At 67.6% G+C, this 21,742-nt stretch carries 22 protein-coding genes; 21 read left to right on the top strand and 1 reads right to left on the bottom strand.

What is annotated here, in order from left to right; genetic code table 11:
- Nucleotides 1-4: 4 nt before the first annotated feature.
- From fliF to flhB, 17 genes are all read left to right on the top strand, one after another.
- A complete protein-coding gene (gene fliF, locus H610_RS0109770) occupies nucleotides 5-1,795 on the top strand; it encodes a flagellar basal-body MS-ring/collar protein FliF (protein WP_028239489.1) in 1,791 nt (596 codons plus the stop codon).
- Nucleotides 1,788-2,804 carry a flagellar motor switch protein FliG gene (gene fliG / locus H610_RS0109765; RefSeq protein WP_028239488.1) on the top strand — a complete coding sequence of 339 codons (1,017 nt, stop codon included), beginning with the start codon at nucleotides 1,788-1,790 and terminating at the stop codon, nucleotides 2,802-2,804. The genes fliF and fliG overlap by 8 nt, the downstream gene beginning before the upstream one ends.
- Before the next feature lie 10 nt (nucleotides 2,805-2,814).
- Nucleotides 2,815-3,588 (top strand): flagellar assembly protein FliH, encoded by a 774-nt coding sequence (gene fliH, locus H610_RS0109760; protein ID WP_028239487.1) that lies wholly within the window; start codon nucleotides 2,815-2,817, stop codon nucleotides 3,586-3,588.
- Nucleotides 3,578-4,936 (top strand): flagellar protein export ATPase FliI, encoded by a 1,359-nt coding sequence (gene fliI, locus H610_RS0109755; protein ID WP_028239486.1) that lies wholly within the window; start codon nucleotides 3,578-3,580, stop codon nucleotides 4,934-4,936. Before fliH ends, fliI begins: the two co-directional genes overlap by 11 nt.
- 11 nt (nucleotides 4,937-4,947) lie before the next feature.
- A complete protein-coding gene (fliJ, locus tag H610_RS0109750; RefSeq protein ID WP_028239485.1) occupies nucleotides 4,948-5,400 on the top strand; it encodes a flagellar export protein FliJ in 453 nt (150 codons plus the stop codon).
- Between the two features lie 84 nt (nucleotides 5,401-5,484).
- Complete coding sequence (locus tag H610_RS0109745) at nucleotides 5,485-5,790, top strand: STAS domain-containing protein (RefSeq protein ID WP_028239484.1); 306 nt, start codon at nucleotides 5,485-5,487, stop codon at nucleotides 5,788-5,790.
- Between the two features lies 1 nt (nucleotide 5,791).
- Nucleotides 5,792-7,486, top strand: coding sequence for a fused response regulator/phosphatase (locus tag H610_RS0109740; protein ID WP_028239483.1), 1,695 nt, complete (start codon nucleotides 5,792-5,794; stop codon nucleotides 7,484-7,486).
- Nucleotides 7,487-7,514: 28 nt separating this feature from the next.
- The gene (locus H610_RS0109735) at nucleotides 7,515-7,874 is read left to right on the top strand and encodes an Hpt domain-containing protein (protein ID WP_028239482.1); all 360 of its coding nucleotides are present in this window, start codon (nucleotides 7,515-7,517) and stop codon (nucleotides 7,872-7,874) included.
- Nucleotides 7,875-8,806: 932 nt separating this feature from the next.
- Nucleotides 8,807-10,108 carry a flagellar hook-length control protein FliK gene (locus H610_RS0109730; protein WP_028239481.1) on the top strand — a complete coding sequence of 434 codons (1,302 nt, stop codon included), beginning with the start codon at nucleotides 8,807-8,809 and terminating at the stop codon, nucleotides 10,106-10,108.
- A gap of 180 nt (nucleotides 10,109-10,288) precedes the next feature.
- Nucleotides 10,289-10,819: a flagellar basal body-associated FliL family protein gene (locus H610_RS0109725; RefSeq protein ID WP_028239480.1), complete on the top strand. Its 531-nt coding sequence runs from the start codon at nucleotides 10,289-10,291 to the stop codon at nucleotides 10,817-10,819.
- 9 nt (nucleotides 10,820-10,828) lie between these two features.
- Nucleotides 10,829-11,800, top strand: coding sequence for a flagellar motor switch protein FliM (fliM, locus tag H610_RS0109720; RefSeq protein WP_028239479.1), 972 nt, complete (start codon nucleotides 10,829-10,831; stop codon nucleotides 11,798-11,800).
- A 34-nt stretch (nucleotides 11,801-11,834) separates the two neighbouring features.
- Nucleotides 11,835-12,293, top strand: a complete 459-nt coding sequence (gene fliN / locus H610_RS0109715) for a flagellar motor switch protein FliN (RefSeq protein ID WP_028239478.1) — start codon at nucleotides 11,835-11,837, stop codon at nucleotides 12,291-12,293.
- Between the two features lies 1 nt (nucleotide 12,294).
- Complete coding sequence (fliO, locus tag H610_RS0109710; protein ID WP_028239477.1) at nucleotides 12,295-12,717, top strand: flagellar biosynthetic protein FliO; 423 nt, start codon at nucleotides 12,295-12,297, stop codon at nucleotides 12,715-12,717.
- The gene (fliP, locus tag H610_RS0109705) at nucleotides 12,717-13,505 is read left to right on the top strand and encodes a flagellar type III secretion system pore protein FliP (protein ID WP_028239476.1); all 789 of its coding nucleotides are present in this window, start codon (nucleotides 12,717-12,719) and stop codon (nucleotides 13,503-13,505) included. The genes fliO and fliP overlap by 1 nt, the downstream gene beginning before the upstream one ends.
- Nucleotides 13,502-13,771 carry a flagellar biosynthesis protein FliQ gene (gene fliQ, locus H610_RS0109700; RefSeq protein ID WP_028239475.1) on the top strand — a complete coding sequence of 90 codons (270 nt, stop codon included), beginning with the start codon at nucleotides 13,502-13,504 and terminating at the stop codon, nucleotides 13,769-13,771. The genes fliP and fliQ overlap by 4 nt, the downstream gene beginning before the upstream one ends.
- 28 nt (nucleotides 13,772-13,799) lie before the next feature.
- Nucleotides 13,800-14,576: a flagellar biosynthetic protein FliR gene (gene fliR / locus H610_RS0109695; RefSeq protein ID WP_028239474.1), complete on the top strand. Its 777-nt coding sequence runs from the start codon at nucleotides 13,800-13,802 to the stop codon at nucleotides 14,574-14,576.
- Between the two features lie 24 nt (nucleotides 14,577-14,600).
- Entirely contained in the window at nucleotides 14,601-15,737 is a 1,137-nt protein-coding gene (gene flhB, locus H610_RS0109690) for a flagellar biosynthesis protein FlhB (RefSeq protein WP_028239473.1), read from the top strand.
- Nucleotides 15,738-15,815: 78 nt separating this feature from the next.
- Here flhB and sodC read toward each other — a convergent pair whose 3' ends face one another.
- Nucleotides 15,816-16,337: a superoxide dismutase family protein gene (gene sodC / locus H610_RS0109685; RefSeq protein WP_028239472.1), complete on the bottom strand. Its 522-nt coding sequence runs from the start codon at nucleotides 16,335-16,337 to the stop codon at nucleotides 15,816-15,818.
- 264 nt (nucleotides 16,338-16,601) lie between these two features.
- On the opposite strand from sodC, the gene flhA reads away from it, so the two are divergent.
- From flhA to fliA, 4 genes are all read left to right on the top strand, one after another.
- A complete protein-coding gene (gene flhA / locus H610_RS0109680) occupies nucleotides 16,602-18,728 on the top strand; it encodes a flagellar biosynthesis protein FlhA (protein ID WP_028239471.1) in 2,127 nt (708 codons plus the stop codon).
- A gap of 15 nt (nucleotides 18,729-18,743) precedes the next feature.
- Complete coding sequence (flhF, locus tag H610_RS0109675; RefSeq protein ID WP_028239470.1) at nucleotides 18,744-20,069, top strand: flagellar biosynthesis protein FlhF; 1,326 nt, start codon at nucleotides 18,744-18,746, stop codon at nucleotides 20,067-20,069.
- A gap of 86 nt (nucleotides 20,070-20,155) precedes the next feature.
- Nucleotides 20,156-20,983, top strand: coding sequence for a flagellar synthesis regulator FleN (fleN, locus tag H610_RS0109670; RefSeq protein WP_028239469.1), 828 nt, complete (start codon nucleotides 20,156-20,158; stop codon nucleotides 20,981-20,983).
- Nucleotides 20,984-21,000: 17 nt separating this feature from the next.
- Entirely contained in the window at nucleotides 21,001-21,726 is a 726-nt protein-coding gene (fliA, locus tag H610_RS0109665) for an RNA polymerase sigma factor FliA (RefSeq protein ID WP_028239468.1), read from the top strand.
- The last annotated feature ends 16 nt before the right edge of the window (nucleotides 21,727-21,742 follow it).

The raw sequence follows: 21,742 nt of genomic DNA, 5'->3' as shown, positions 1-21,742 counted from the left end.
AGTCATGGCTGAAGCGGTAACCACCAACATCCCGGTCCCTGCCGATTCCGGCGCGGCGAAAAAGCCCCTGCTGGGCCTGTCGTTCCTGGAAAACCTCTCGGAAATGTCCATGCTGCGGCAGATCGGCCTGCTGGTCGGCCTGGCCGCGAGCGTCGCCATCGGCTTCGCCGTGGTGCTCTGGTCGCAGCAGCCGGACTACCGTCCGCTGCTCGGCAGCCTCGCCGGGATGGACGCCAACCAGGTGATGGAAACCCTCGCCGCGGCGGACATCAAGTACACCGTCGAGCCCAACTCCGGCGCCCTGCTGGTCAAGGCCGACGACCTGGCCCGCGCGCGCCTGAAGCTGGCCGGCGCCGGCATCGCGCCGGCCGACAGCACCGTCGGCTTCGAGATCCTCGACAAGGAGCAGGGCCTGGGCACCAGCCAGTTCATGGAAGCGACCCGCTACCGTCGCGGCCTGGAAGGCGAGCTGGCGCGCACCATCACCAGCCTGAACAACATCAAGGGTGCCCGCGTGCACCTGGCGATCCCGAAGAGCTCGGTGTTCGTCCGTGACGAGCGCAAACCGACCGCCTCGGTGCTGGTCGAGCTGTACCCGGGGCGCAGCCTCGAGCCCAGCCAGGTGATGGCGATCATCAACCTGGTGGCCACCAGCGTGCCGGAACTGACCAAGTCGCAGGTCACCGTGGTGGACCAGAAGGGCAACCTGCTGTCCGACCAGCAGGAGCTGTCCGAGCTGACCATGGCCGGCAAGCAGTTCGACTACAGCCGCCGCATGGAAGGCCTGTACACCCAGCGCGTGCACAACATCCTGCAGCCGGTGCTGGGCATGGGCCGCTACAAGGCGGAGGTGAGCGCCGACGTCGACTTCAGCGCCGTCGAGTCGACTTCCGAGACCTTCAACCCGGACCAGCCGGCGCTGCGCAGCGAGCAGAGCGTCAACGAGCAGCGCCAGAGCAGCCTCGGCCCGCAGGGCGTGCCGGGCGCGCTGAGCAACCAGCCGCCGGGGCCGGCGACCGCGCCGGAGCAGACCGGCGGCCAGGCTGCCGGGGTCGGCGCGGTCCCCCCGGGCCAGCCGCTGCTGGACGCCAACGGCCAGCAGATCATGGACCCGGCCACCGGCCAGCCGATGCTGGCGCCCTATCCGGCGGACAAGCGCGAGCAGGCCACGCGCAACTACGAGCTGGACCGTTCGATCAGCTACACCAAGCAGCAGCAGGGCCGCCTCAAGCGCCTGTCGGTGGCGGTGGTGGTGGACGACCAGGTGCGCATAGGCGCCGACGGCCAGGCGGTACGCCAGCCGTGGTCGGCCGACGACCTGGCGCGCTTCACCCGCCTGGTGCAGGACGCGGTGGGCTACGACGCCAGCCGTGGCGACAGCGTCAGCGTGATCAACACGCCCTTCGCCCCGGACGTCGCGGAAGAATCCTTCGAGATCCCGTTCTACTCGCAGCCCTGGTTCTGGGACGTGGTCAAGCAGGTACTCGGCGTACTTTTCATCCTGGTACTGGTGTTCGGCGTGCTGCGCCCGGTGCTGAACAACCTGACCGGTGCGGGCAAGGGCAAGGAGCTGGCCGCCGGCGGTGTGGGTGGCGAGAACGGGCTGGGCGAGATCGCCGGTCTGGACGACGAGCTCGCCAGTGATCGGGTGAGCCTCAGCGGGCCGCAGAGTATCCTCCTGCCGAGCCCGACCGAGGGCTATGATGCCCAGCTCAATGCAATCAAAAGCCTCGTGGCCGATGACCCGGGCCGTGTCGCCCAGGTCGTGAAAGAGTGGATCAATTCCGATGAGTGAAACCCGAGTTCCGGTCAAGCTGAACAAGGTCGACAAGGCCGCGATCCTCCTGCTCTCGCTCGGCGAGACCGACGCCGCCCAGGTGCTGCGGCACATGGGCCCGAAGGAAGTGCAGAAGGTCGGTACCGCCATGGCGCAGATGCGCAACGTCCAGCGCGAGCAGGTCGAGAAGGTGATGAGCGAGTTCGTCGAACTCGTCGGCGACCAGACCAGCCTCGGCGTCGGTGCCGACGGCTACATCCGCAAGATGCTCACCGCCGCGCTCGGCGAGGAGAAGGCCGGCGGCCTGATCGATCGCATCCTGCTCGGCGGCAGCACCAGCGGCCTGGACAGCCTCAAGTGGATGGAGCCGCGCGCCGTGGCCGACGTGATCCGCTACGAGCACCCGCAGATCCAGGCGATCGTGGTGGCCTACCTCGACCCCGACCAGGCCGGCGAGGTGCTCTCGCACTTCGACCACAAGGTTCGCCTGGACATCATCCTGCGCGTGTCCTCGCTCAACACCGTGCAGCCGGCCGCGCTCAAGGAACTGAACCTGATCCTGGAGAAGCAGTTCTCCGGCAGCGCCAACACCACCCGTGCCTCGCTGGGCGGGGTCAAGCGCGCCGCCGACATCATGAACTACCTCGACAGCTCGGTCGAAGGCCCGCTGATGGACTCCATCCGCGAGATCGACCAGGACCTGTCGACGCAGATCGAGGACCTGATGTTCGTCTTCGACAACCTGGCCGACGTCGACGACCGCGGCATCCAGGCACTGATGCGCGAGGTTTCCTCCGACGTGCTGGTGCTGGCGCTCAAGGGAGCCGACGAGGCGGTCCAGGACAAGTTCTTCAAGAACATGTCCAAGCGCGCGGCCGAACTGCTGCGCGACGATCTGGAAGCCAAGGGACCGGTGCGCGTCAGCGACGTGGAGAACGCCCAGAAGGAAATTCTCACCATCGCTCGCCGCATGGCCGAAGCCGGGGAAATCGTCCTCGGCGGCAAGGGCGGCGAGGAAATGATCTGAGCCCCTGCCGATGGCCAAGGACAATCCGAGCGAACTGATCCGCGCCAAGGACCTGGGGGCCTTCGACCGCTGGGCGCTGCCCAGCTTCGACCCCGAGGGCGCCGAGCCGGAACCGGTCGAGCCGCCGGCACCGGAGCCCGAGGAAGAGCTCAGCCATGTCGAGGACGTTCCGGTAGAAGACGTCAAGCCCTTGACACTCGACGAACTGGAGGCGATCCGCCAGGAGGCCTACAACGAGGGCTTCGCCACCGGCGAGAAGGACGGCTTCCATGCCGGCCAGCTCAAGGCCCGTCAGGAAGCCGACACGGCGCTGGCGCCACGGCTGGCGAACCTCGAACGCTTGATGACGCAGTTGCTCGACCCGATCGCCGAGCAGGACGCTAACCTCGAGCACGCCATGGTTACCCTGGTCAGCCACCTGGCGCGCGAGGTGATCCAGCGCGACCTGCTGATCGATTCCAGCCAGATCCGCCAGGTCCTGCGCGAGGCGCTCAAGCTGCTGCCGATGGGCGCGGAGAACATCCGCATCTTCATCAACCCGCAGGACTTCGAGGCGGTCAAGGCGCTGCGCGAGCGGCACGAGGAGAGCTGGAAGATCCTCGAGGACGACAGCCTGCTGCCGGGCGGCTGCCGGGTCGAGACCGAGCACAGCCGTATCGACGCCAGCATCGAGACGCGCCTGGGCCAGGCGATCAAGCAGCTGTTCGAGCAGCAGCGCGAGAACGCCACCCATCCGCCGTCCGCCGACCTTTCCCTGGATATCGACGCCCCCCATGCACCTTGACCGCATCAGTTTCGCCCGCCGCTTCGAAACTTACCTCGGCGCGGTCAAGCTGCCCGGCCAGCCGGTGCTCGAGGGCCGCCTGCTGCGCATGGTCGGCCTGACCCTGGAGGCCGAGGGCCTGCGCGCGGCCATCGGCAGCCGCTGCCTGGTGATCAACGACGACAGCTACCACCCCTCGCAGGTCGAGGCGGAGGTGATGGGGTTCTCCAGCGGCAAGCTGTACCTGATGCCGGTCGGCAGCCTGGCCGGCATCGCCCCCGGCGCGCGCGTAGTGCCGCTGCCCAACACCGGCCGCCTGCCGATGGGCATGTCCATGCTCGGCCGTGTGCTCGACGGCGCCGGCCGCGCGCTGGACGGCAAGGGCGGGATGAAGGCCGAGGACTGGGTGCCGATGGACGGGCCGGTGATCAACCCGCTCAAGCGCCACCCGATCAGCGAGCCGCTGGACGTCGGCATCCGCTCGATCAACGGCCTGCTGACCGTCGGCCGCGGCCAGCGCCTCGGGCTGTTCGCCGGCACCGGCGTCGGCAAGTCGGTGCTGCTGGGCATGATGACCCGCTTCACCGAGGCCGACATCATCGTCGTCGGGCTGATCGGCGAGCGGGGCCGCGAGGTCAAGGAGTTCATCGAACACATCCTCGGCGAAGAAAGCATCAAGCGCTCGGTGGTGGTGGCCTCGCCGGCCGACGACGCCCCGCTGATGCGCCTGCGCGCGGCGCAGTACTGCACGCGCATCGCCGAATACTTTCGCGACAAGGGCAAGAACGTCCTGCTGCTGATGGATTCGCTGACCCGCTACGCCCAGGCGCAGCGCGAGATCGCCCTGGCCATCGGCGAGCCGCCAGCGACCAAGGGCTATCCGCCGTCGGTGTTCGCCAAGCTGCCGGCGCTGGTCGAGCGCGCCGGCAACGCGGAGCAGGGCGGCGGTTCTATCACCGCCTTCTACACCGTGCTCAGCGAGGGCGACGACCAGCAGGACCCGATCGCCGACGCCGCACGCGGGGTGCTCGACGGCCATATCGTGCTGTCGCGCCGGCTCGCCGAGGAAGGCCATTACCCGGCCATCGACATCGAGGCCTCGATCAGCCGGGTGATGCCGCAGGTGGTCAGCCCCGAACACCTGCGCGCCTCGCAGCGCTTCAAGCAGCTCTGGTCGCGCTACCAGCAGAGCCGCGACCTGATCAGCGTCGGCGCCTACGTGCCCGGCGGCGATCCGGAAACCGACCTGGCGATCGCGCGCCAGGCCGACATGGTCCGGTTCCTGCGCCAGCGTCTGGATGAGAGCGAGGGCCTGGCCAGCAGCGCCGGCCAGCTGTCCTCGGTGTTCAACCCCGGCGCCAAGGGCTGAGGGCGGGCTGAGTGTCGAGCAGTCGCGCCGACCGGCTCGCCCCGGTGATCGAGATGGCCGAACGCGCCGAGCGCGAGGCGGCCAAGCTGCTCGGCCAGGGACAGACGCAACTGACCCAGGCGAAGAACAAGCTGAGCGAGCTGGAGCAGTATTTCGGCGACTACCAGCGGCAGTGGATGGAGCAGGGCGCCAGGGGGGTGTCCGGCGACTGGCTGATGAACTACCAGCGCTTCCTGTCCCAGCTCGAGTCGGCCATCGGCCAGCAGCGGCGCAGCGTCGCCTGGCACGAGAACAACCTCGGCAAGCTGCGCGACCAGTGGCAGCAGCGGCATGCCCGGCTGGAAGGGCTGCGCAAGCTGGTCGAGCGCTACCTGCGGGAGGCGCGGGTCGCCGCCGACAAGCGTGAACAGCGTCTGCTCGACGAATTCTCCCAGCGGCTCGCGTCACGCAGTCGGCACGACTAGGTTGCCGGCACCGGAGTCGAGTGCTAAATCTCTGATATCCCCGGCTTATGCCGGCGGGTCCTTCTCCAGGTCAGGGAGTCTCCCATGTCAATCTCCTCGCAGCCTGCCGATGATGGTAGGGAACTGATCATCCACATCCAGGGCCGCTTCGATTTCAGCACGCACCAGGCATTTCGCGATGCCTACCAGAACGTCTCCGTCACGCCCCGGCGCTACGTCGTCGACCTCAAGGAGGCCACCTACCTCGACAGCTCCGCGCTGGGCATGCTGCTCCTGCTGCGCGACCATGCCGGCGGCGACGACGCCGATATCCACCTGATCAACTGCAACGCCGACGTCCGCAAGATTCTCTCGATCAGCAACTTCGAACAACTGTTCAAGATCGACTGACATGCCGCTGCGGCTGACGATCCTCATCGCCGAGGACAACCCCGCCGACCGGATGCTGCTGTCGACCATCGTCAGCCGCGAAGGCCACCGGGTGCTGACCGCGGCCAACGGCATCGAAGCCGTATCGCTGTTCCGCCAGGAGCGTCCCCAGCTGGTGCTGATGGACGCCCTGATGCCGGTGATGGACGGCTTCGAGGCGGCCCGGCAGATCAAGGCGCTGGCCGGCGACGAGCTGGTACCGATCATCTTCCTCACTTCGCTGGCGGAAAACGAAGCCCTGGCCCGCTGCCTGGAAGCGGGCGGCGACGACTTCGTCGCCAAGCCGTACAACCGCATCATCCTCGCCGCCAAGATCGGCGCCATGGACCGCCTGCGCCGCCTGCAGGCGACGGTGCGCCAGCAGCGCGACCTGATCAGCCGGCAGCACCAGCAGCTGCTGCGCGAGCAGGAGGTGGCCAAGGCGATCTTCGACAAGGTGGCCCACGCCGGCTGTCTCGACGCCCCCAACATTCGCTACCGGCAGTCGCCGCTGGCGCTGTTCAACGGCGACCTGCTGCTCGCCGCGCAGACGCCGACCGGGCGCATGTTCGTGCTGCTCGGCGACTTCACCGGCCACGGCCTGCCGGCGGCGATCGGCGCCATGCCGCTGGCCGAGACCTTCTACGGCATGGCCGCCAAGGGCTATTCCAGCAGCGACCTGCTGCGCGAGATGAACGCCAAGCTCAAGCGCATCCTGCCGGTGGGTGTGTTCTGCTGTGCCACGCTGCTCGACCTGTCCTTCGACAAGCGCACGGTGGACGTCTGGAGCGGCGGCCTGCCGGACGGCTACCTGCTCTGCGCCAACGGCACCCGGGTGCCGCTGAAGTCCCGGCATCTGCCGCTCGGCGTGCTCGAGCCGGAGGCCTTCGTCGCCCGCTTCGAGCCGCATACGCTGGCCGAGGGCGACCGGGTGCTGCTGCTGTCCGACGGCGTGGTGGAAAGCTGCAACGCGCAGAACGAGCTGTTCGGCGAGGCGCGCCTGCTGGCGGTGATCGACGCCAACCGCGAGCCGCTGCGCCTGCTCGAAGAAATCGTCGAGGCGCTGCTCGCCTTCCACGGCCAGGCACAGGACGACCTCAGCCTGGTGGAGATCGACGTCGACGGCCAGCCCGGGCCCATGCCGATCCAGGCATCCTACGTCGGTGCGGTGCAGCCGAGCCCGCTGGACTGGTCGGGCTCGTTGCTGCTGCGCGGCGAAACCCTGCGCGACTACAACCCCCTGCCGGCGCTGCTGCACCTGCTGCTGCAGGTGGTCGAGCTCAGGCGCCACGCCGGGCGTGTCTTCGCGGTCCTGGCCGAGCTCTACGCCAATGCCTTGGAGCATGGTGTGCTCGGGCTGGACTCGGCGCTGAAGGTCGACGCCGACGGTTTCGCCCGCTATTACCGGCTGCGCGAGCAGCGCCTGAGCGCGCTGCGTGACGGCTGGATCGAGATCGACCTGCGCGTGGAGCCGGAGGATCATGGCGGCTGCCTGCGCATCGGCGTTCGCGACAGCGGCGCCGGCTTCGACATCGCGCGCGCCCTGGCCGAGCAGCCGGCGACCGGCAAGCTGTCCGGCCGGGGGCTGGCGCTGGTGCGCGAGCTCAGCGACGGCTGCGCCGCGGATGCCGACGGACGTGGCGTCAGCGTGGAGTTCCGCTGGAGGCGTGAGGCATAATCGCGGCTTCCACCAAGGAGATGCCCCGGTGTCCGACGCCCACCTCGACAGCGCTGTGCTGGCCACCCTGCGGGTCGTGATGGAGGACGAGTACCCGGTCCTGCTGGATACCTTCCTCAAGGATTCCGAAGAGCGCGTGCGCCTGCTCCACCAGGCCTGTGCGGTCAGCGACGCCTATCTGCTGCGGCAGACCGCGCACAGCTTCAAGGGCAGTTGCAGCAACATGGGCGCGCCGCTGCTCACCGAGCTGTGCCGCGAACTGGAGGATAGCGCCCGCCGTGAGCAGCTCGACGGCGCGAACGAGCTGATCGGCCAGATTGAACGCGAATTCGCCATCGTGCGCATCCTCATGCGCGCCGAGCGCCAGCGCTTCGGCGCCTCGGGCTGAGCGCCGGGGCGCAGTTGCCGCAAGGGCAGGGCGTGCTCCCGCAGGCAGACCGGGCCTGGGCTGTAGGAGCGACCTTGGTCGCGAATCGTGTCGACGCCGTAGCTATGTTCCTTCGCGAACAAGGACTTAGCGTCTCCTCGCTCCCAAGGGAACTGAGAAGCCGCACCGCTGCGTGGGGCCAGGCCGTAGGGTGGGGCTGGCGGCGCTCCTTGGTGGGCTTCAGCCCACCAAGGAGGCCACGGTTTTCAGCATCTGGTGGGCTGAAGCCCACCCTACGAGGCAATCGCCGTGCGGGTGTTTCCCACAGACGAGGCCGGGCCCCGGCTGTAGGAGCGACCTTGGTCGCGAAGGGATTCGATGGCGGAGCTGCGTTCCTTCGCGAGCAAGGACTTAGCGTCTCCTCGTTCCCAAGGGGACTGAGAAGCCGCACCGCTGCGCGGGGCCAGGCCGTAGGGTGGGGCTGGCGGCGTTCCACGTGGGCTTCAGCCCACCAAGGAGGCCACGGTTTTCAGCATCTGGTGGGCTGAAGCCCACCCTACGAGGCAATCGCCGTGCGGGTGTTTCCCACAGACGAGGCCGGGCCCCGGCTGTAGGAGCGACCTTGGTCGCGAAGGGATTCGATGGCGGAGCTGCGTTCCTTCGCGAGCAAGGACTTAGCGTCTCCTCGTTCCCAAGGGGACTGAGAAGCCGCACCGCTGCGCGGGGCCAGGCCGTAGGGTGGGGCTGGCGGCGCCCCACGTAGGGTGGGCTTCAGCCCACCAAGGAGGCCACGGTTTTCAGCTCTGGTGGGCTGAAGCCCACCCTACCACGCCAGCCGCCGCAAGGCGCGCCCGCTGCAGGCGAGACCGGCCCAGCGCTGGCGGCCTTGGTCGTGAGCGCTGGCCTGATCCTTGCAACCACACCGCCAAGATCATCCCGAGCGGAAAGACGCCATGTCCGTTTCACCCGATACGCTACTCAAGCTGAACACCGATATCGGCAGCCGTACGAACCCCTCCCGAACCACTACGCCCGCGCAGTCCCAGGCGGACGCGGGGCGTTTCGCCGAACTCTACGCGCAACAGCGCCAGCCCCGGCAGCCGCAGGCGGCGGCGCCCGAGCGGCAGGAAACCGCGCCCAGGCCGAAGCCGGCCGAGCGTCAGGAACCCGCCGCGCGCGCCAAGCCGGCCGAGCGTCGCGAAGCGGGCGCTGCAGAGCGCAGCTCGAACGCCGAAACCCGGGACACCGAGCAGACGCCGCAGACCGCCGGCGGCGACGAAAAGCCGGCGGTTGCCGCCAGCGGCAATGCCTTGCCCGCCGAAGAACCGGCGACCGACCAGGGTTCCGAGACGGATCCGCTGCTGATGCTCGGGCTCGCCGGGCAGCTGCCGGTCGACAACGCCCAGGCGGCCGCGGCGATGAGTGTGCCGGGAACCGCCCAGGCGCTCGACGAGATGCCCGAGGAGGTCTCGCTGGAGGACCTGCTCGGCGGCCTCGGCGATCCGCTGAAGAAATCCACGGGAAAGGACGAGGCGGTGGCGCTGGCCTCCGGCTCGGCCGATCCGAAGGGCCAGGCGGCGGCGAAGAGCGGTGACGGCTTCGTCGCGACCCTGCTGGCCGTCAAGGGCGAGTCGGAGAAAGACGAGTCGCTGGGCGACGCCCTGGCCCTGGAGGACGGGCTGCAGGCGCTCGACGGGCCGAAGGAAACCCGTAGCGCCACGGCTGACGCACTGGGCGCCCGGCTCAACACCCTGGCCCAGGCCGTCGGCCAGGCGCAGCAGGCTCAGCGCCCGGCGCAGGTGCCGGGGCAGCCGGTGCCGATGCAGCAGAACGGCTGGAGCGAGCAGGTGGTGGACCGGGTGATGTGGCTGTCCAGCCAGAACCTCAAGTCGGCCGAGATCCAGCTCGACCCGCAGGAGCTCGGCCGCCTCGAAGTGCGCATCGAGATGAACAAGGATCAGACCCAGGTCACCTTCCTCAGCCCGCACGCCGGCGTGCGCGATGCGCTGGAAGCCCAGTCGCAGCGACTGCGCGACCTGTTCACCCAGCAGGGCATGAACCTGCTGGACGTGAACGTCTCCGACCAGTCGCTCGCCCGGGGCTCGCAGGGGCAGGGCGGCGACGGGCAGGGCCGTGGGCGTGGCGGGCTGCTCGGCGAGGGCGGGGACACCGGCGACGAGCGGCTGCTGGGCACCAGCGAAATTTCCGCCGACCGGACCGGCGGCGATCGCGGGCTGGTCGACTATTACGCCTGATTCGCCAGGCGGCTGAGCGACCGGCGCCCTCGAGGCGCCGGTTTCGTTTTCGCATCCGGTGATCGGCGCGGGCGGCTTCCCGCGCATTTACGCCATGCAGGCCGGCTGATACTTTGGCACAGCTGTTGCTCCCAAGCCTTTGAACACAGGTGAAACGCTTCAAGATGACGGATTTCTGGCATGGCTAAGAAACAGGCAACGGCTCCCGCGGCGACGGCCGGCGACGCGCCGGCGGGTGGCAAGGGAAAGCTGAAACTGATCATCGTCGGCGTGGTCGCCTTCTTGTTGGCGATCGGCCTGTCCATCGGCGGCACCTGGTACGTGATGCAACAGGGCCAGGAGCAGGAGGCCGCGGCGCCGGCCGAGGGCGCGCCGGGCATGCCGCAGCGGCAGGCCGCGGTGTACGAGGTGCTGATGCCTGCCTTCGTGGTCAACTACAACCAGAACGGACGGCAGCGCTACATGCAGACTACCCTCGCGCTGATGTCGCGCGATCCGGTGGCCCTGGGCGCGCTGAAGGAACACATGCCGCTGTTGCGCAACCGGCTGGTGATGCTGTTCTCCAGCCAGGATTTCGCCGCGCTGGCCACGCCGGTCGGCAAGGAGATGCTGCGCCAGCAGGCGACTGCCACGGTGCAGGAACTGGCACAGAAGGAACTGGGCAAGCTCGCCGTCGAGCAAGTGCTGTTCACCAATTTCGTATTGCAATAAGAGTTCTCCATGGCCGTTCAAGACCTGCTTTCCCAAGACGAGATCGACGCGCTGCTGCACGGCGTCGACGACGGTCTGGTCGAGACCGAGAGCGACAGCGAGCCGGGTAGCATCAAGAGCTACGACCTGACCAGCCAGGACCGCATCGTCCGCGGCCGCATGCCGACCCTGGAGATGATCAACGAGCGCTTCGCACGCTACACCCGGATCAGCATGTTCAACCTGCTGCGGCGCTCGGCCGACGTTTCGGTCGGCGGCGTGCAGGTGATGAAGTTCGGCGAGTACGTGCACTCGCTGTACGTGCCCACCAGCCTCAACCTGGTGAAGATGAAGCCGCTGCGCGGCACCGGCCTGTTCATCCTCGATGCCAAGCTGGTGTTCAAGCTGGTCGACAATTTCTTTGGCGGCGACGGCCGCCACGCCAAGATCGAGGGCCGCGAGTTCACCCCGACCGAGCTGCGGGTGGTGCGCATGGTGATCGACCAGGCCTTCGTCGACCTCAAGGAAGCCTGGCACGCGGTGCTGGACGTCAACTTCGAGTACATCAATTCCGAGGTGAACCCGGCGCTGGCGAACATCGTCAGCCCCAGCGAGGTGGTGGTGGTTTCCACCTTCCACATCGAGCTGGACGGCGGCGGCGGCGACCTGCACGTGACCATGCCGTACTCGATGATCGAGCCCATCCGCGAGATGCTCGATGCCGGCTTCCAGTCCGACGTCGACGACCAGGACGAACGCTGGGTCAAGGCGCTGCGCGAGGACATCCTCGACGTCAACGTGCCGCTGGGCGCCACCGTGGTCCGGCGCCAGCTCAAGCTGCGGGACATCCTCAACATGCAGCCGGGCGACGTGATCCCGGTGGAGGTGCCCGAGGACATGATCATGCGCGCCAACGGCGTGCCGGCCTTCAAGGTCAAGCTCGGTGCCCACAAGGGCAACCTGGCGCTGCAGGTGCTGGCGCCGGTCGAGCGCCCCCGCTGATATCCACCCTATTCGTGCCGTTCGAGGATTTCCCATGGCAGACAACGAACAAACTCCCGAAGAGCAGGCGCTGGCCGACGAGTGGGCCGCCGCGCTCGCCGAGGCGGGCGATGCCAGTCAGGACGACATCGATGCGCTGATGAACAGCGCGCCCGCCAAGCCGGCGCCCCCGCGTGCGCCCATGGAGGAGTTCGGCAGTTCGCCGAAGCCGAACGCCAACATCGGCCTGGAAGGGCCGAACCTCGACGTGATCCTCGACATTCCGGTGTCCATCTCGATGGAGGTGGGCAGCACCGAAATCAGCATCCGCAACCTGCTGCAGCTGAACCAGGGCTCGGTGGTCGAGCTGGACCGCCTGGCCGGCGAGCCGCTGGACGTGCTGGTCAACGGCACGCTGATCGCCCACGGCGAGGTGGTGGTGGTGAACGAGAAGTTCGGCATCCGCCTGACCGACGTGATCAGCCCCAGCGAACGCATCAAGAAGCTGCGCTGAGATGGGCAGGTTCGCGGCTTTCCTCCTGGCCCTGCCGGCGCTGCCGGCGCTCGCCGCCGAGCCCGCGGCGAGCATGAGCGGCTCCGACATGGGCGGACAGATCACCAAGCTGCTGTTCGGCCTGCTGCTGGTGGTCGGGCTGATCTTCCTGCTCGCCTGGCTGCTGCGCCGGGTCCAGCAACTGAACCCGCGCGACGCCCAGGCCATCAAGCTGGTGTCGAGCCGCTCGCTCGGCCCGCGTGACCGCCTGGTGCTGGTCCAGGTCGGCGGCGAGCAGATCCTGCTCGGCATGAGCCCCGGCCGCATCACGCCCCTGCACGTGCTCAAGGACCCGGTGATCCTGCCGGACGCCGAGCCGGCCAGCCCCGAATTCGCCCAGCGCCTGATGGAACTGCTCGGCAAGGATCAGAAGGACAGACACTGATGCTTCGACTCGTGCTGGCGCTGCTGCTGGTGCTGGGGGCCCCGCTCGCGCTCGGCCAGGAACTCGGGCCGCTGGTGCGCGAGGGTGAGAACCCGCTGTCGATCCCGGCGATCACCCTGACCACCGACTCCGAAGGCCAGCAGGAGTACTCGGTCACCCTGCAGATCCTGCTGATCATGACGGCGCTGAGCTTCATTCCGGCGTTCGTCATGCTGATGACCAGCTTTACCCGGATCATCATCGTCTTCTCCATCCTGCGCCAGGCGCTCGGCCTGCAGCAGACGCCGTCGAACCAGATCCTCGTCGGCCTGGCGATCTTCCTCACGCTGTTCATCATGGCGCCGGTGTTCGAGCAGGTGAACCGCGACGCCTTGCAGCCCTACCTCAACCAGCAGTTGACGGCGCAGGACGCGATCGCCCGGGCCGAGGTGCCGCTGAAGGACTTCATGCTGGCGCAGACCCGCGAGAGCGACCTGGAGCTGTTCGTGCGGCTGTCGCGGCGCACCGACATTCCGTCGGCGGATGCCGCGCCGCTGACAATCCTGGTGCCGGCGTTCGTCACCTCCGAGCTGAAGACCGCCTTCCAGATCGGCTTCATGATCTTCATCCCGTTCCTGATCATCGACATGGTGGTGGCGAGCGTGCTGATGGCGATGGGCATGATGATGCTGTCGCCGCTCATCGTCTCGCTGCCGTTCAAGATCATGCTGTTCGTGCTGGTGGACGGCTGGGGGCTGATCATCGGTACCCTGGCCGGCAGCTTCGGCACGCTGGGAGGTTCCCCATGACACCCGAGGTGGCGGTCGACCTGTTTCGCGAGAGCCTGTGGATCACCGCCATGATCGTCGGCGTGCTGGTGGTGCCGAGCCTGCTGGTGGGCCTGGTGGTGGCCATGTTCCAGGCCGCCACGCAGATCAACGAGCAGACCCTGAGTTTCCTGCCGCGCCTGATCGTCATGTTGTTGACGCTGATCTGGGCCGGCCCCTGGCTGGTTCGCGAGCTGATGGAGTACACCCAGACGCTGATCACCAACATCCCGCTGGTCATCGGCTAGCGCAGCGCGATGGCACGGGCGCTCGCGCATGCTTGAACTGACCGAGGGACAGATCGGCGGCTGGGTCGCGGCCTTCCTGCTGCCGCTGTTCCGCATCGCCTCGATGCTGATGGTCATGCCGATCATCGGGACCCAGCTGGTGCCGACGCGGGTGCGGCTGTACCTGTCGCTGGCCATCGCCGTGGTGCTGGTGCCGACCCTGCCGCCGATGCCGGAGGTCGAGGCGCTGAGCCTGCGCGCGCTGGTGCTGGTGGCGCAGGAGGTGCTGGTCGGCGCGATGATGGGCTTCGTCCTGCAATTGTTCTTCCACCTGTTCATCGTCTCCGGGCAACTGCTGGCGATGCAGATGGGCCTGGGTTTCGCCTCCATGGTCGATCCGGCCAACGGCGTCTCGGTACCGGTGCTCGGCCAGTACTTCAACATGCTGGTGATCCTGCTGTTCCTGGCCATGAACGGCCATCTGGTGACGCTGGAGATCCTCGCCGAAAGTTTCGTCACGCTGCCGGTGGGCGAGGGATTGGGCACCAACCACTACTGGGCGGTCGCCGGCAAGCTCGGCTGGGTGCTCGGCGCCGGCCTGCTGCTGGTGCTGCCGGCGATCACCGCGCTGCTGGTGATCAACCTCGCCTTCGGCCTGATGACCCGGGCGGCGCCGCAGCTGAACATCTTTTCCATCGGCTTCCCGCTGACGCTGGTGCTGGGCCTGATCATCGTCTGGATCGGTATTGCCGACCTGCTGTCGCAATACCAGATATTCGTCACCGAGGCGTTGCAACTGCTGCGCGAACTGGTGAGGGCCTCATGAAGCGTCGGACGTCTGAGGTGCGTCGTGGCTGAAAACGAGAACGGTGCCGACAAGAGCGAAGAACCCACGGCGAAACGGCGCCAGGAGGCCCGCGAGAAGGGCCAGCTGGCGCGCTCGCGCGAGCTGAACACGGTGGCCGTGATGATCGGCGGCATCGGCGGGCTGCTGGTTTCCGGCAGCAGCCTGGCGCAGAGCCTGATGGCGGTGATGCGCGGCAGTTTCGAGGTCAGCCGCGAGACCCTGCTGCAGCCGGACGCCATGGCGCAGATGCTGCTCGCCGCCGGGCTGGTGGCGCTGAAGGCGACGCTGCCGTTGCTGTTCATGCTGCTGGTGGCCTCGATCGTCGGACCGATCTCGCTCGGCGGTTGGCTGTTCTCGGGCAAGGCGATGGCACCGAAGTTCAGCCGCATGAACCCGCTGTCCGGGCTCAAGCGCATGTTCTCCACCCACGCCCTGGTGGAGCTGCTCAAGGCGCTGGGCAAGTTCCTGGTGGTGCTGGCGGTGGCGCTGGTGGTGCTGACCGCCTACCAGGACGACCTGCTGTCGATCGCCAAGCAGCCGCTGGAGCTGGCCATCGCCCACAGCGCGGAGATCGTCGGCTGGTGCGCGCTGTGGATGGCCTGCGGGCTGATCATCATCGCCGCGGTGGACGTGCCGTTCCAGCTCTGGGACAACAAGCAGAAGCTGATGATGACCAAGCAGGAGGTCAAGGACGAGTACAAGGATTCCGAGGGCAAGCCGGAGGTCAAGGGCCGCATCCGCCAGATGCAGCGCGAGATGGCCGAGCGCCGGATGATGCAGGCGGTGCCCGAGGCCGACGTGGTCATCACCAACCCGACCCACTTCGCCGTGGCGCTCAAGTACGACGTCGACAAGGGCAACGCGCCGGTGCTGCTGGCCAAGGGCGGCGACTTCCTGGCGCTGAAGATCCGCGAGGTAGCGCAGGAGCACAAGGTGATGGTGCTCGAATCACCCGCGCTGGCGCGGGCGGTGTACTACTCCACCGAGCTGGACCAGGAAATCCCCGCCGGCCTCTACCTCGCCGTGGCCCAGGTGCTGGCCTACGTCTACCAGTTGCGCCAGTACCAGGCCGGCCAGGGCAAGCGTCCCGACCCGCTGCGCGACCTGCCGATTCCGAAGGAATTGCGTAGGGACGAATAAAGCGAGAAGCCGAATAAGAGGCTTGAGGCTTGAGGCTGGAGGCGGGGGTGTTTATCCGTCCAGCCTCCAGCCTCCAGCCTATTCGATCACCCCACACGCCACCCGCGAGCCGCCGCCGCCGAGCGGTTTGGGGTGGTCGGAATGGTTGTCGCCGCCTTCGTGGACCATCAGCGCCAGGCCGCTGATGCGGTCGAGGCTGACGATGCGTGGCGCCAGCACCGGATAGTGGGCCATCCCCTGGTCGTCGACGAACAGCGCCGGCAGGTCGCCCAGGTGGCCGTCGCCCCAGGGTTCGCCGTGCTTGCCGGTGTTGTTCGGGTCCCAGTGGCCGCCGGCGGCGCCGGCCGCGGTGGGCTTGCCGTCGGTTTCCGCCGGTTCGCAGCTGCCCTTGGCGTGGATGTGGAAACCATGCACCCCCGGCGGCAGGCCCTTGAGGTCCGGGCGCAGGACGAGCCCGTGCTCGGTTTCCTCGACCTGCACCTGGCCGACGGAATCGCCGACGCCCTGGGCGCTAACCGCGTTCATCTCCACCGAGAGGGTGGCGGCCTGTACCCCGACGGCACAGGCGCCGGCGAGGGAGGCGATGATCCAGCGTTTCATGACGACACTCCTGTTGTTCTGGGATTCGGGAGGAACCGGCCGCGGCCGGTGACTCTGTGACCCGCGACAGGCGCGCGTGTTCGCTGGGCGTTCCTCGCGGGGAAAGTTCGGGGCCGGGCTGCCTGTGCGGGAGACTGGGCGTGCGCCTGTCGTAGCCGGCCGATGCCAGTGACGACGGGATTCTCCAAGTTGGTCTCCTTCTTGCTCTATGCCAGCCAGGGCGCTCTTGGCGTCAGAATTCCGTTCCGCTGCTCCGGGGGCTTCGTGGACCGCACGCAAATGATCACGCTACGCAACAACCTGGCCGGGGTGGGCCGCGGCAACCTGGGTGTGCCGCTGCTGCTGCTGGTCATGCTGGGCATGATGATGCTGCCGGTGCCGCCGTTCTTGCTGGACGTGCTGTTCACCTTCAACATCGCGCTGTCGATCGTGGTCCTGCTGGTCTGCGTGTACGCCATGCGGCCACTGGATTTCGCCGTTTTCCCGACGGTGCTGCTGGTGGCCACGCTGCTGCGCCTGGCGCTGAACGTCGCCTCGACGCGGGTGGTGCTGATCCACGGCCACGACGGCGGTTCGGCGGCCGGCCACGTGATCGAGGCGTTCGGCAACGTGGTCATCGGCGGCAACTACGTGGTCGGCGTGGTGGTGTTCGCCATCCTCATGATCATCAACTTCGTGGTGGTGACCAAGGGCGCGGGGCGGATCTCCGAGGTGAGCGCGCGCTTCACCCTCGATGCCATGCCCGGCAAGCAGATGGCGATCGACGCCGACCTCAACGCGGGCCTCATCGACCAGGCCGAGGCCAAGAAGCGCCGGGCCGAAGTGACCTCCGAAGCTGATTTCTACGGCTCCATGGACGGTGCCAGCAAGTTCGTCCGCGGCGACGCCATCGCCGGCCTGCTGATCCTCTTCATCAACCTCATCGGCGGCATCGCGATCGGTATCGCCCAGCACCAGATGAGCTTCTCCGAGGCCGGCCAGGTCTACGCCCTGCTGACCATCGGTGACGGCCTGGTGGCGCAGATTCCGTCGCTGCTGCTGTCGACCGCCGCGGCGATCATGGTGACCCGCGTTACCAGTTCCGAGGACATGGGCCAGCAGGTCAACCGGCAGATGTTCGCCTCGCCGAAGGCGCTGGCGGTTTCGGCGGCCATCCTCATCGCCATGGGCCTGGTGCCCGGCATGCCGCACATGTCATTCCTCGGCCTCGGCGGCATCGCCGCCGGCGGCGCCTACTGGATCTACCACCGCCAGAAGCAGGCCAAGGCCGTCGAGCAGCAGGCCGTCGAAAAACAGGCGCAGGAGATGCTCCCGGCCCAGCAGCGCGCGGCGGAAACCAAGGAGCTCGGCTGGGACGACGTGACCCCGGTGGACATGGTCGGGCTCGAGGTCGGCTACCGGCTGATCCCGCTGGTCGACCGCAACCAGGGCGGGCAGCTGCTGGCGCGGATCAAGGGCGTCCGCAAGAAGCTCTCGCAGGACCTGGGTTTCCTCATGCCGTCGGTGCATATCCGCGACAACCTCGACCTGATGCCCAACGCCTACCGCCTGACGCTGATGGGCGTGAGCCTGGCCGAGGCCGAGGTCTACCCGGACCGCGAGCTGGCGATCAACCCCGGCCAGGTGTTCGGCACGCTCAACGGCGTCGCTACCAAGGACCCGGCCTTCGGCCTGGAGGCCGTGTGGATCGAGAGCAGCCAGCGCGACCAGGCGCAGTCGCTCGGCTACACCGTGGTCGACGCCAGCACCGTGGTCGCCACGCACCTCAACCAGGTTCTGCACAAGCATGCCCACGAGCTGCTTGGCCACGAGGAAGTCCAGCAACTGATGCAGCTGCTGGCCAAGAGCTCGCCGAAGCTGGCCGAGGAGCTGGTGCCGGGGATGATTTCGCTGTCGACGCTGCTCAAGGTGCTGCAGGCGCTGCTGCAGGAGCAGGTCCCGGTGCGCGACATCCGCACCATCGCCGAGGCCATCGCCAACGTCGCGCCGCGGAGTCAAGATCCCGTCGCGATGGTGGCTGCGGTTCGCGTCGCGCTGTCGCGCGCAATCGTCCAGGGCATCGTGGGACTAGAGCCGGAGCTGCCTGTGATCACGCTGGAGCCGCGTCTGGAACAGATATTGCTCAACAGCCTGCAGAAGGCCGGACAGGGTTCGGAAGATGGCATTCTTCTCGAGCCGGGAATGGCCGAAAAGTTGCAACGTTCCCTGGTAGAGGCAGCACAGCGTCAAGAAATGCTCGGCAAGCCGGCGATCCTGCTGGTGGCCGGTCCGGTTCGGGCGATGCTGTCGCGGTTCGCCAGACTGTCCGTGCCGAGCATGCACGTACTGGCCTACCAGGAAATTCCGGACAACAAGCAGGTCACCATCGTCGCGACGGTGGGTCAGAACTAATCGAGGTTGCAGGCCATGCAGGTCAAACGTTTCTTCGCCGCCGACATGCGGACCGCCATGAAGCTGGTCCGCGACGAGCTGGGGGCCGACGCCGCGATCATCGGCAACCGCCGGGTTGCCGGCGGTGTCGAGCTGACCGCCGCGCTGGACTATCCAGTGTCGGCGCCGGCCGCGCGTCAGCCGAATCCGGCGCTGGAAGCCGAGCTGCGCAAGACCCAGGCGAAGATCGCCTCGGCGCATGCCAGCCTGGCCAGCCGTGAGCAGGGCGAGGCCCGCGACCGTCAATTGTTCGCCAACGAGTCGCTGGTGGCGCCGGAACTGCCGGCCTCGACCGTCTCCGCGACGCCCGCCAGGCCGGCCCCGGACGCCGAGGCGCTGGCTGCCCGTGCCGCCGCCGACTCGCGCGCGCTGGACGCCATGCGCGCCGAACTCAACGGGCTGCGCGAGCTGATCCAGGTGCAACTCGGTTCCATCGCCTGGGGCCAGATGCAGAGCAGCCGTCCGCAGCAGGCCAACCTCTGGCGCCGGCTGCAGCGCATGGGCCTGCCGGTCGAGCTGTCGCGCGCGCTGCTGGACAAGGTCGCCGGCATCGAGGAGCCGCGCCAGGCCTGGCGCATGCTGCTGGCCTACCTCGCGCAGGGCATCAAGATCCCTGCGCAGGAACCGCTGGAAGAGGGCGGGGTGATCGCGCTGGTCGGCCCGGCGGGGGCCGGCAAGACCACTACGCTGGCCAAGCTGGCGGCCCGCTACGTGCTGAAGTACGGCGCGCAGAACATCGCGCTGGTGAGCATGGACAGCTACCGCATCGGCGCCCAGGAGCAGCTGAAGACGCTCGGGCGCATCCTCAACGTGTCGGTGACGCCGGTCGATCCCGGCCAGTCGCTGACCCAGGTGCTGGCGCCGCTGGCTCGCAAGCGGGTGATCCTCATCGACACCGCCGGCCTGCCGGCCAGTGATCCGGCGCTGCGTCTGCAGCTCGAGGCCCTGGCCAGCCGCGGGCTGCGTTCGAAGAACTACCTGGTGCTCGCGGCGACCAGCCAGAGCCAGGTGCTGCGTGCGGCCTGGCACAGCTACCGCCGCTGCGGGCTGGCCGGCTGCATCCTGACTAAACTCGACGAGGCCGGCAGCCTCGGCGAGGTGCTGGGTCTGGCCATTGGCCAGCAGCTGCCGGTAGCCTATCTCGCCGACGGTCCGCGTATCCCGGATGATCTGCATCTGCCACGCAGTCATCAGCTGGTCAGTCGCGCCGTGAGTCTGCAGGCGCCGGAGAACCCCAGCGAAGAAACCATGGCCGACCTGTTCGCGGGTCTGTACAACGAAGCGACTCGCCAGGCCGGATGACATCCGGGCGTACGGTCAGAATCGAAAAGGGCGCTTGCGGGCGCCTCGCGGGCCCGGTGCCCGGAAACACATAAGGTGTCAAGAAAATGGGAATGCATCCCGTACAGGTGATTGCGGTGACCGGCGGCAAGGGTGGCGTCGGCAAGACCAACGTGTCGGTGAACCTGGCGCTGGCGCTGGCCGACCTCGGCCGCCGCGTGATGCTGCTGGACGCCGACCTCGGTCTGGCGAACGTCGACGTGCTGCTCGGGCTGACCCCCAAGCGCACCCTGGCCGACGTGATCGCCGGCGAGTGCGACCTGCGCGACGTGATCCTGCAGGGCCCCGGCGGCGTACGCATCGTGCCGGCGGCCTCGGGCACGCAGAGCATGGTGCAGCTGTCGCCGATGCAGCACGCCGGGCTGATCCAGGCCTTCAGCGAGCTGAGCGACAACCTCGACGTGCTAATCGTCGACACCGCGGCCGGTATCGGCGATTCGGTGGTCAGCTTCGTGCGGGCCGCGCAGGAGGTGCTGCTGGTGGTCACCGACGAGCCGACCTCGATCACCGACGCCTACGCGCTGATCAAGCTGCTCAACCGCGACTACGGCATGAACCGCTTCCGTGTGCTGGCCAACATGGCCCACACGCCGCAGGAAGGGCGCAACCTCTACGCCAAGCTGACCAAGGTCACCGACCGCTTCCTCGACGTCGCCCTGCAGTACGTCGGCGCCGTGCCCTACGACGAGTCGGTGCGCAAGGCGGTGCAGAAGCAGCGCGCGGTCTACGAGGCCTATCCGCGTTCCAAGTGCTCGCTGGCCATCAAGGCCATCGCGCAGAAAGTCGACACCTGGCCGCTGCCGGCGAATCCGCGCGGCCACCTGGAATTCTTCGTCGAACGCCTGGTTCGACCTGCCGCAGATACCCCAGCATGAACAGCGCCGGACTTCGTATGTACAACAGCAAGGCACAGGCGAAGGATTCGCAGCACCGTCTGATCGACCAGTACGCCCCCCTGGTGAAACGCATCGCCTACCACCTGCTGGCCCGCCTGCCGGCCAGCGTGCAGGTCGACGACCTGATGCAGGCCGGCATGATCGGCCTGCTGGAGGCGGCCCGCAAATACGACTCGGGCAAGGGCGCGAGCTTCGAGACCTACGCCGGCATCCGCATCCGCGGCGCCATGCTCGACGAGGTCCGCAAGGGCGACTGGGCGCCGCGCTCGGTGCATCGCAACTCGCGCATGGTGAGCGACGCGATCCGTGCCATCGAGGCGAAAACCGGACGTGACGCTAAAGATCAGGAAGTTGCTGCCGAACTTAAATTGAGTCTCGATGAGTACTACGGCATCCTTGGCGACACCCTGGGCAGCCGCCTGTTCAGCTTCGACGACCTGTTGCAGGAAGGCGAGCACGGCGAACTGAGCGAGGATGCCGCGAGTGCGCATCCCGAGCCGTTTCGCGACCTCGAAGACGAACGCTTCCAGGATGCGCTGGCCGAGGCCATTTCGAACCTGCCGGAGCGCGAGAAGCTGGTGCTCTCGCTGTACTACGACGAAGAAATGAATTTGAAGGAAATCGGCCAGGTGCTGGGCGTCAGCGAATCGCGCGTCAGCCAGCTGCACAGCCAGTGCGCCGCCCGCCTGCGCGCCAGGCTCGGCGAGTGGCGCACGCACTGACCGGTTTCCATTGGAT

This window comes from Stutzerimonas azotifigens DSM 17556, assembly GCF_000425625.1.
Taxonomy (GTDB): Bacteria; Pseudomonadota; Gammaproteobacteria; order Pseudomonadales; family Pseudomonadaceae; genus Stutzerimonas; species Stutzerimonas azotifigens.
The sequence above is the reverse complement of the archived record's forward strand: the minus strand, read 5'-3'. Positions and strand labels throughout refer to the sequence as shown.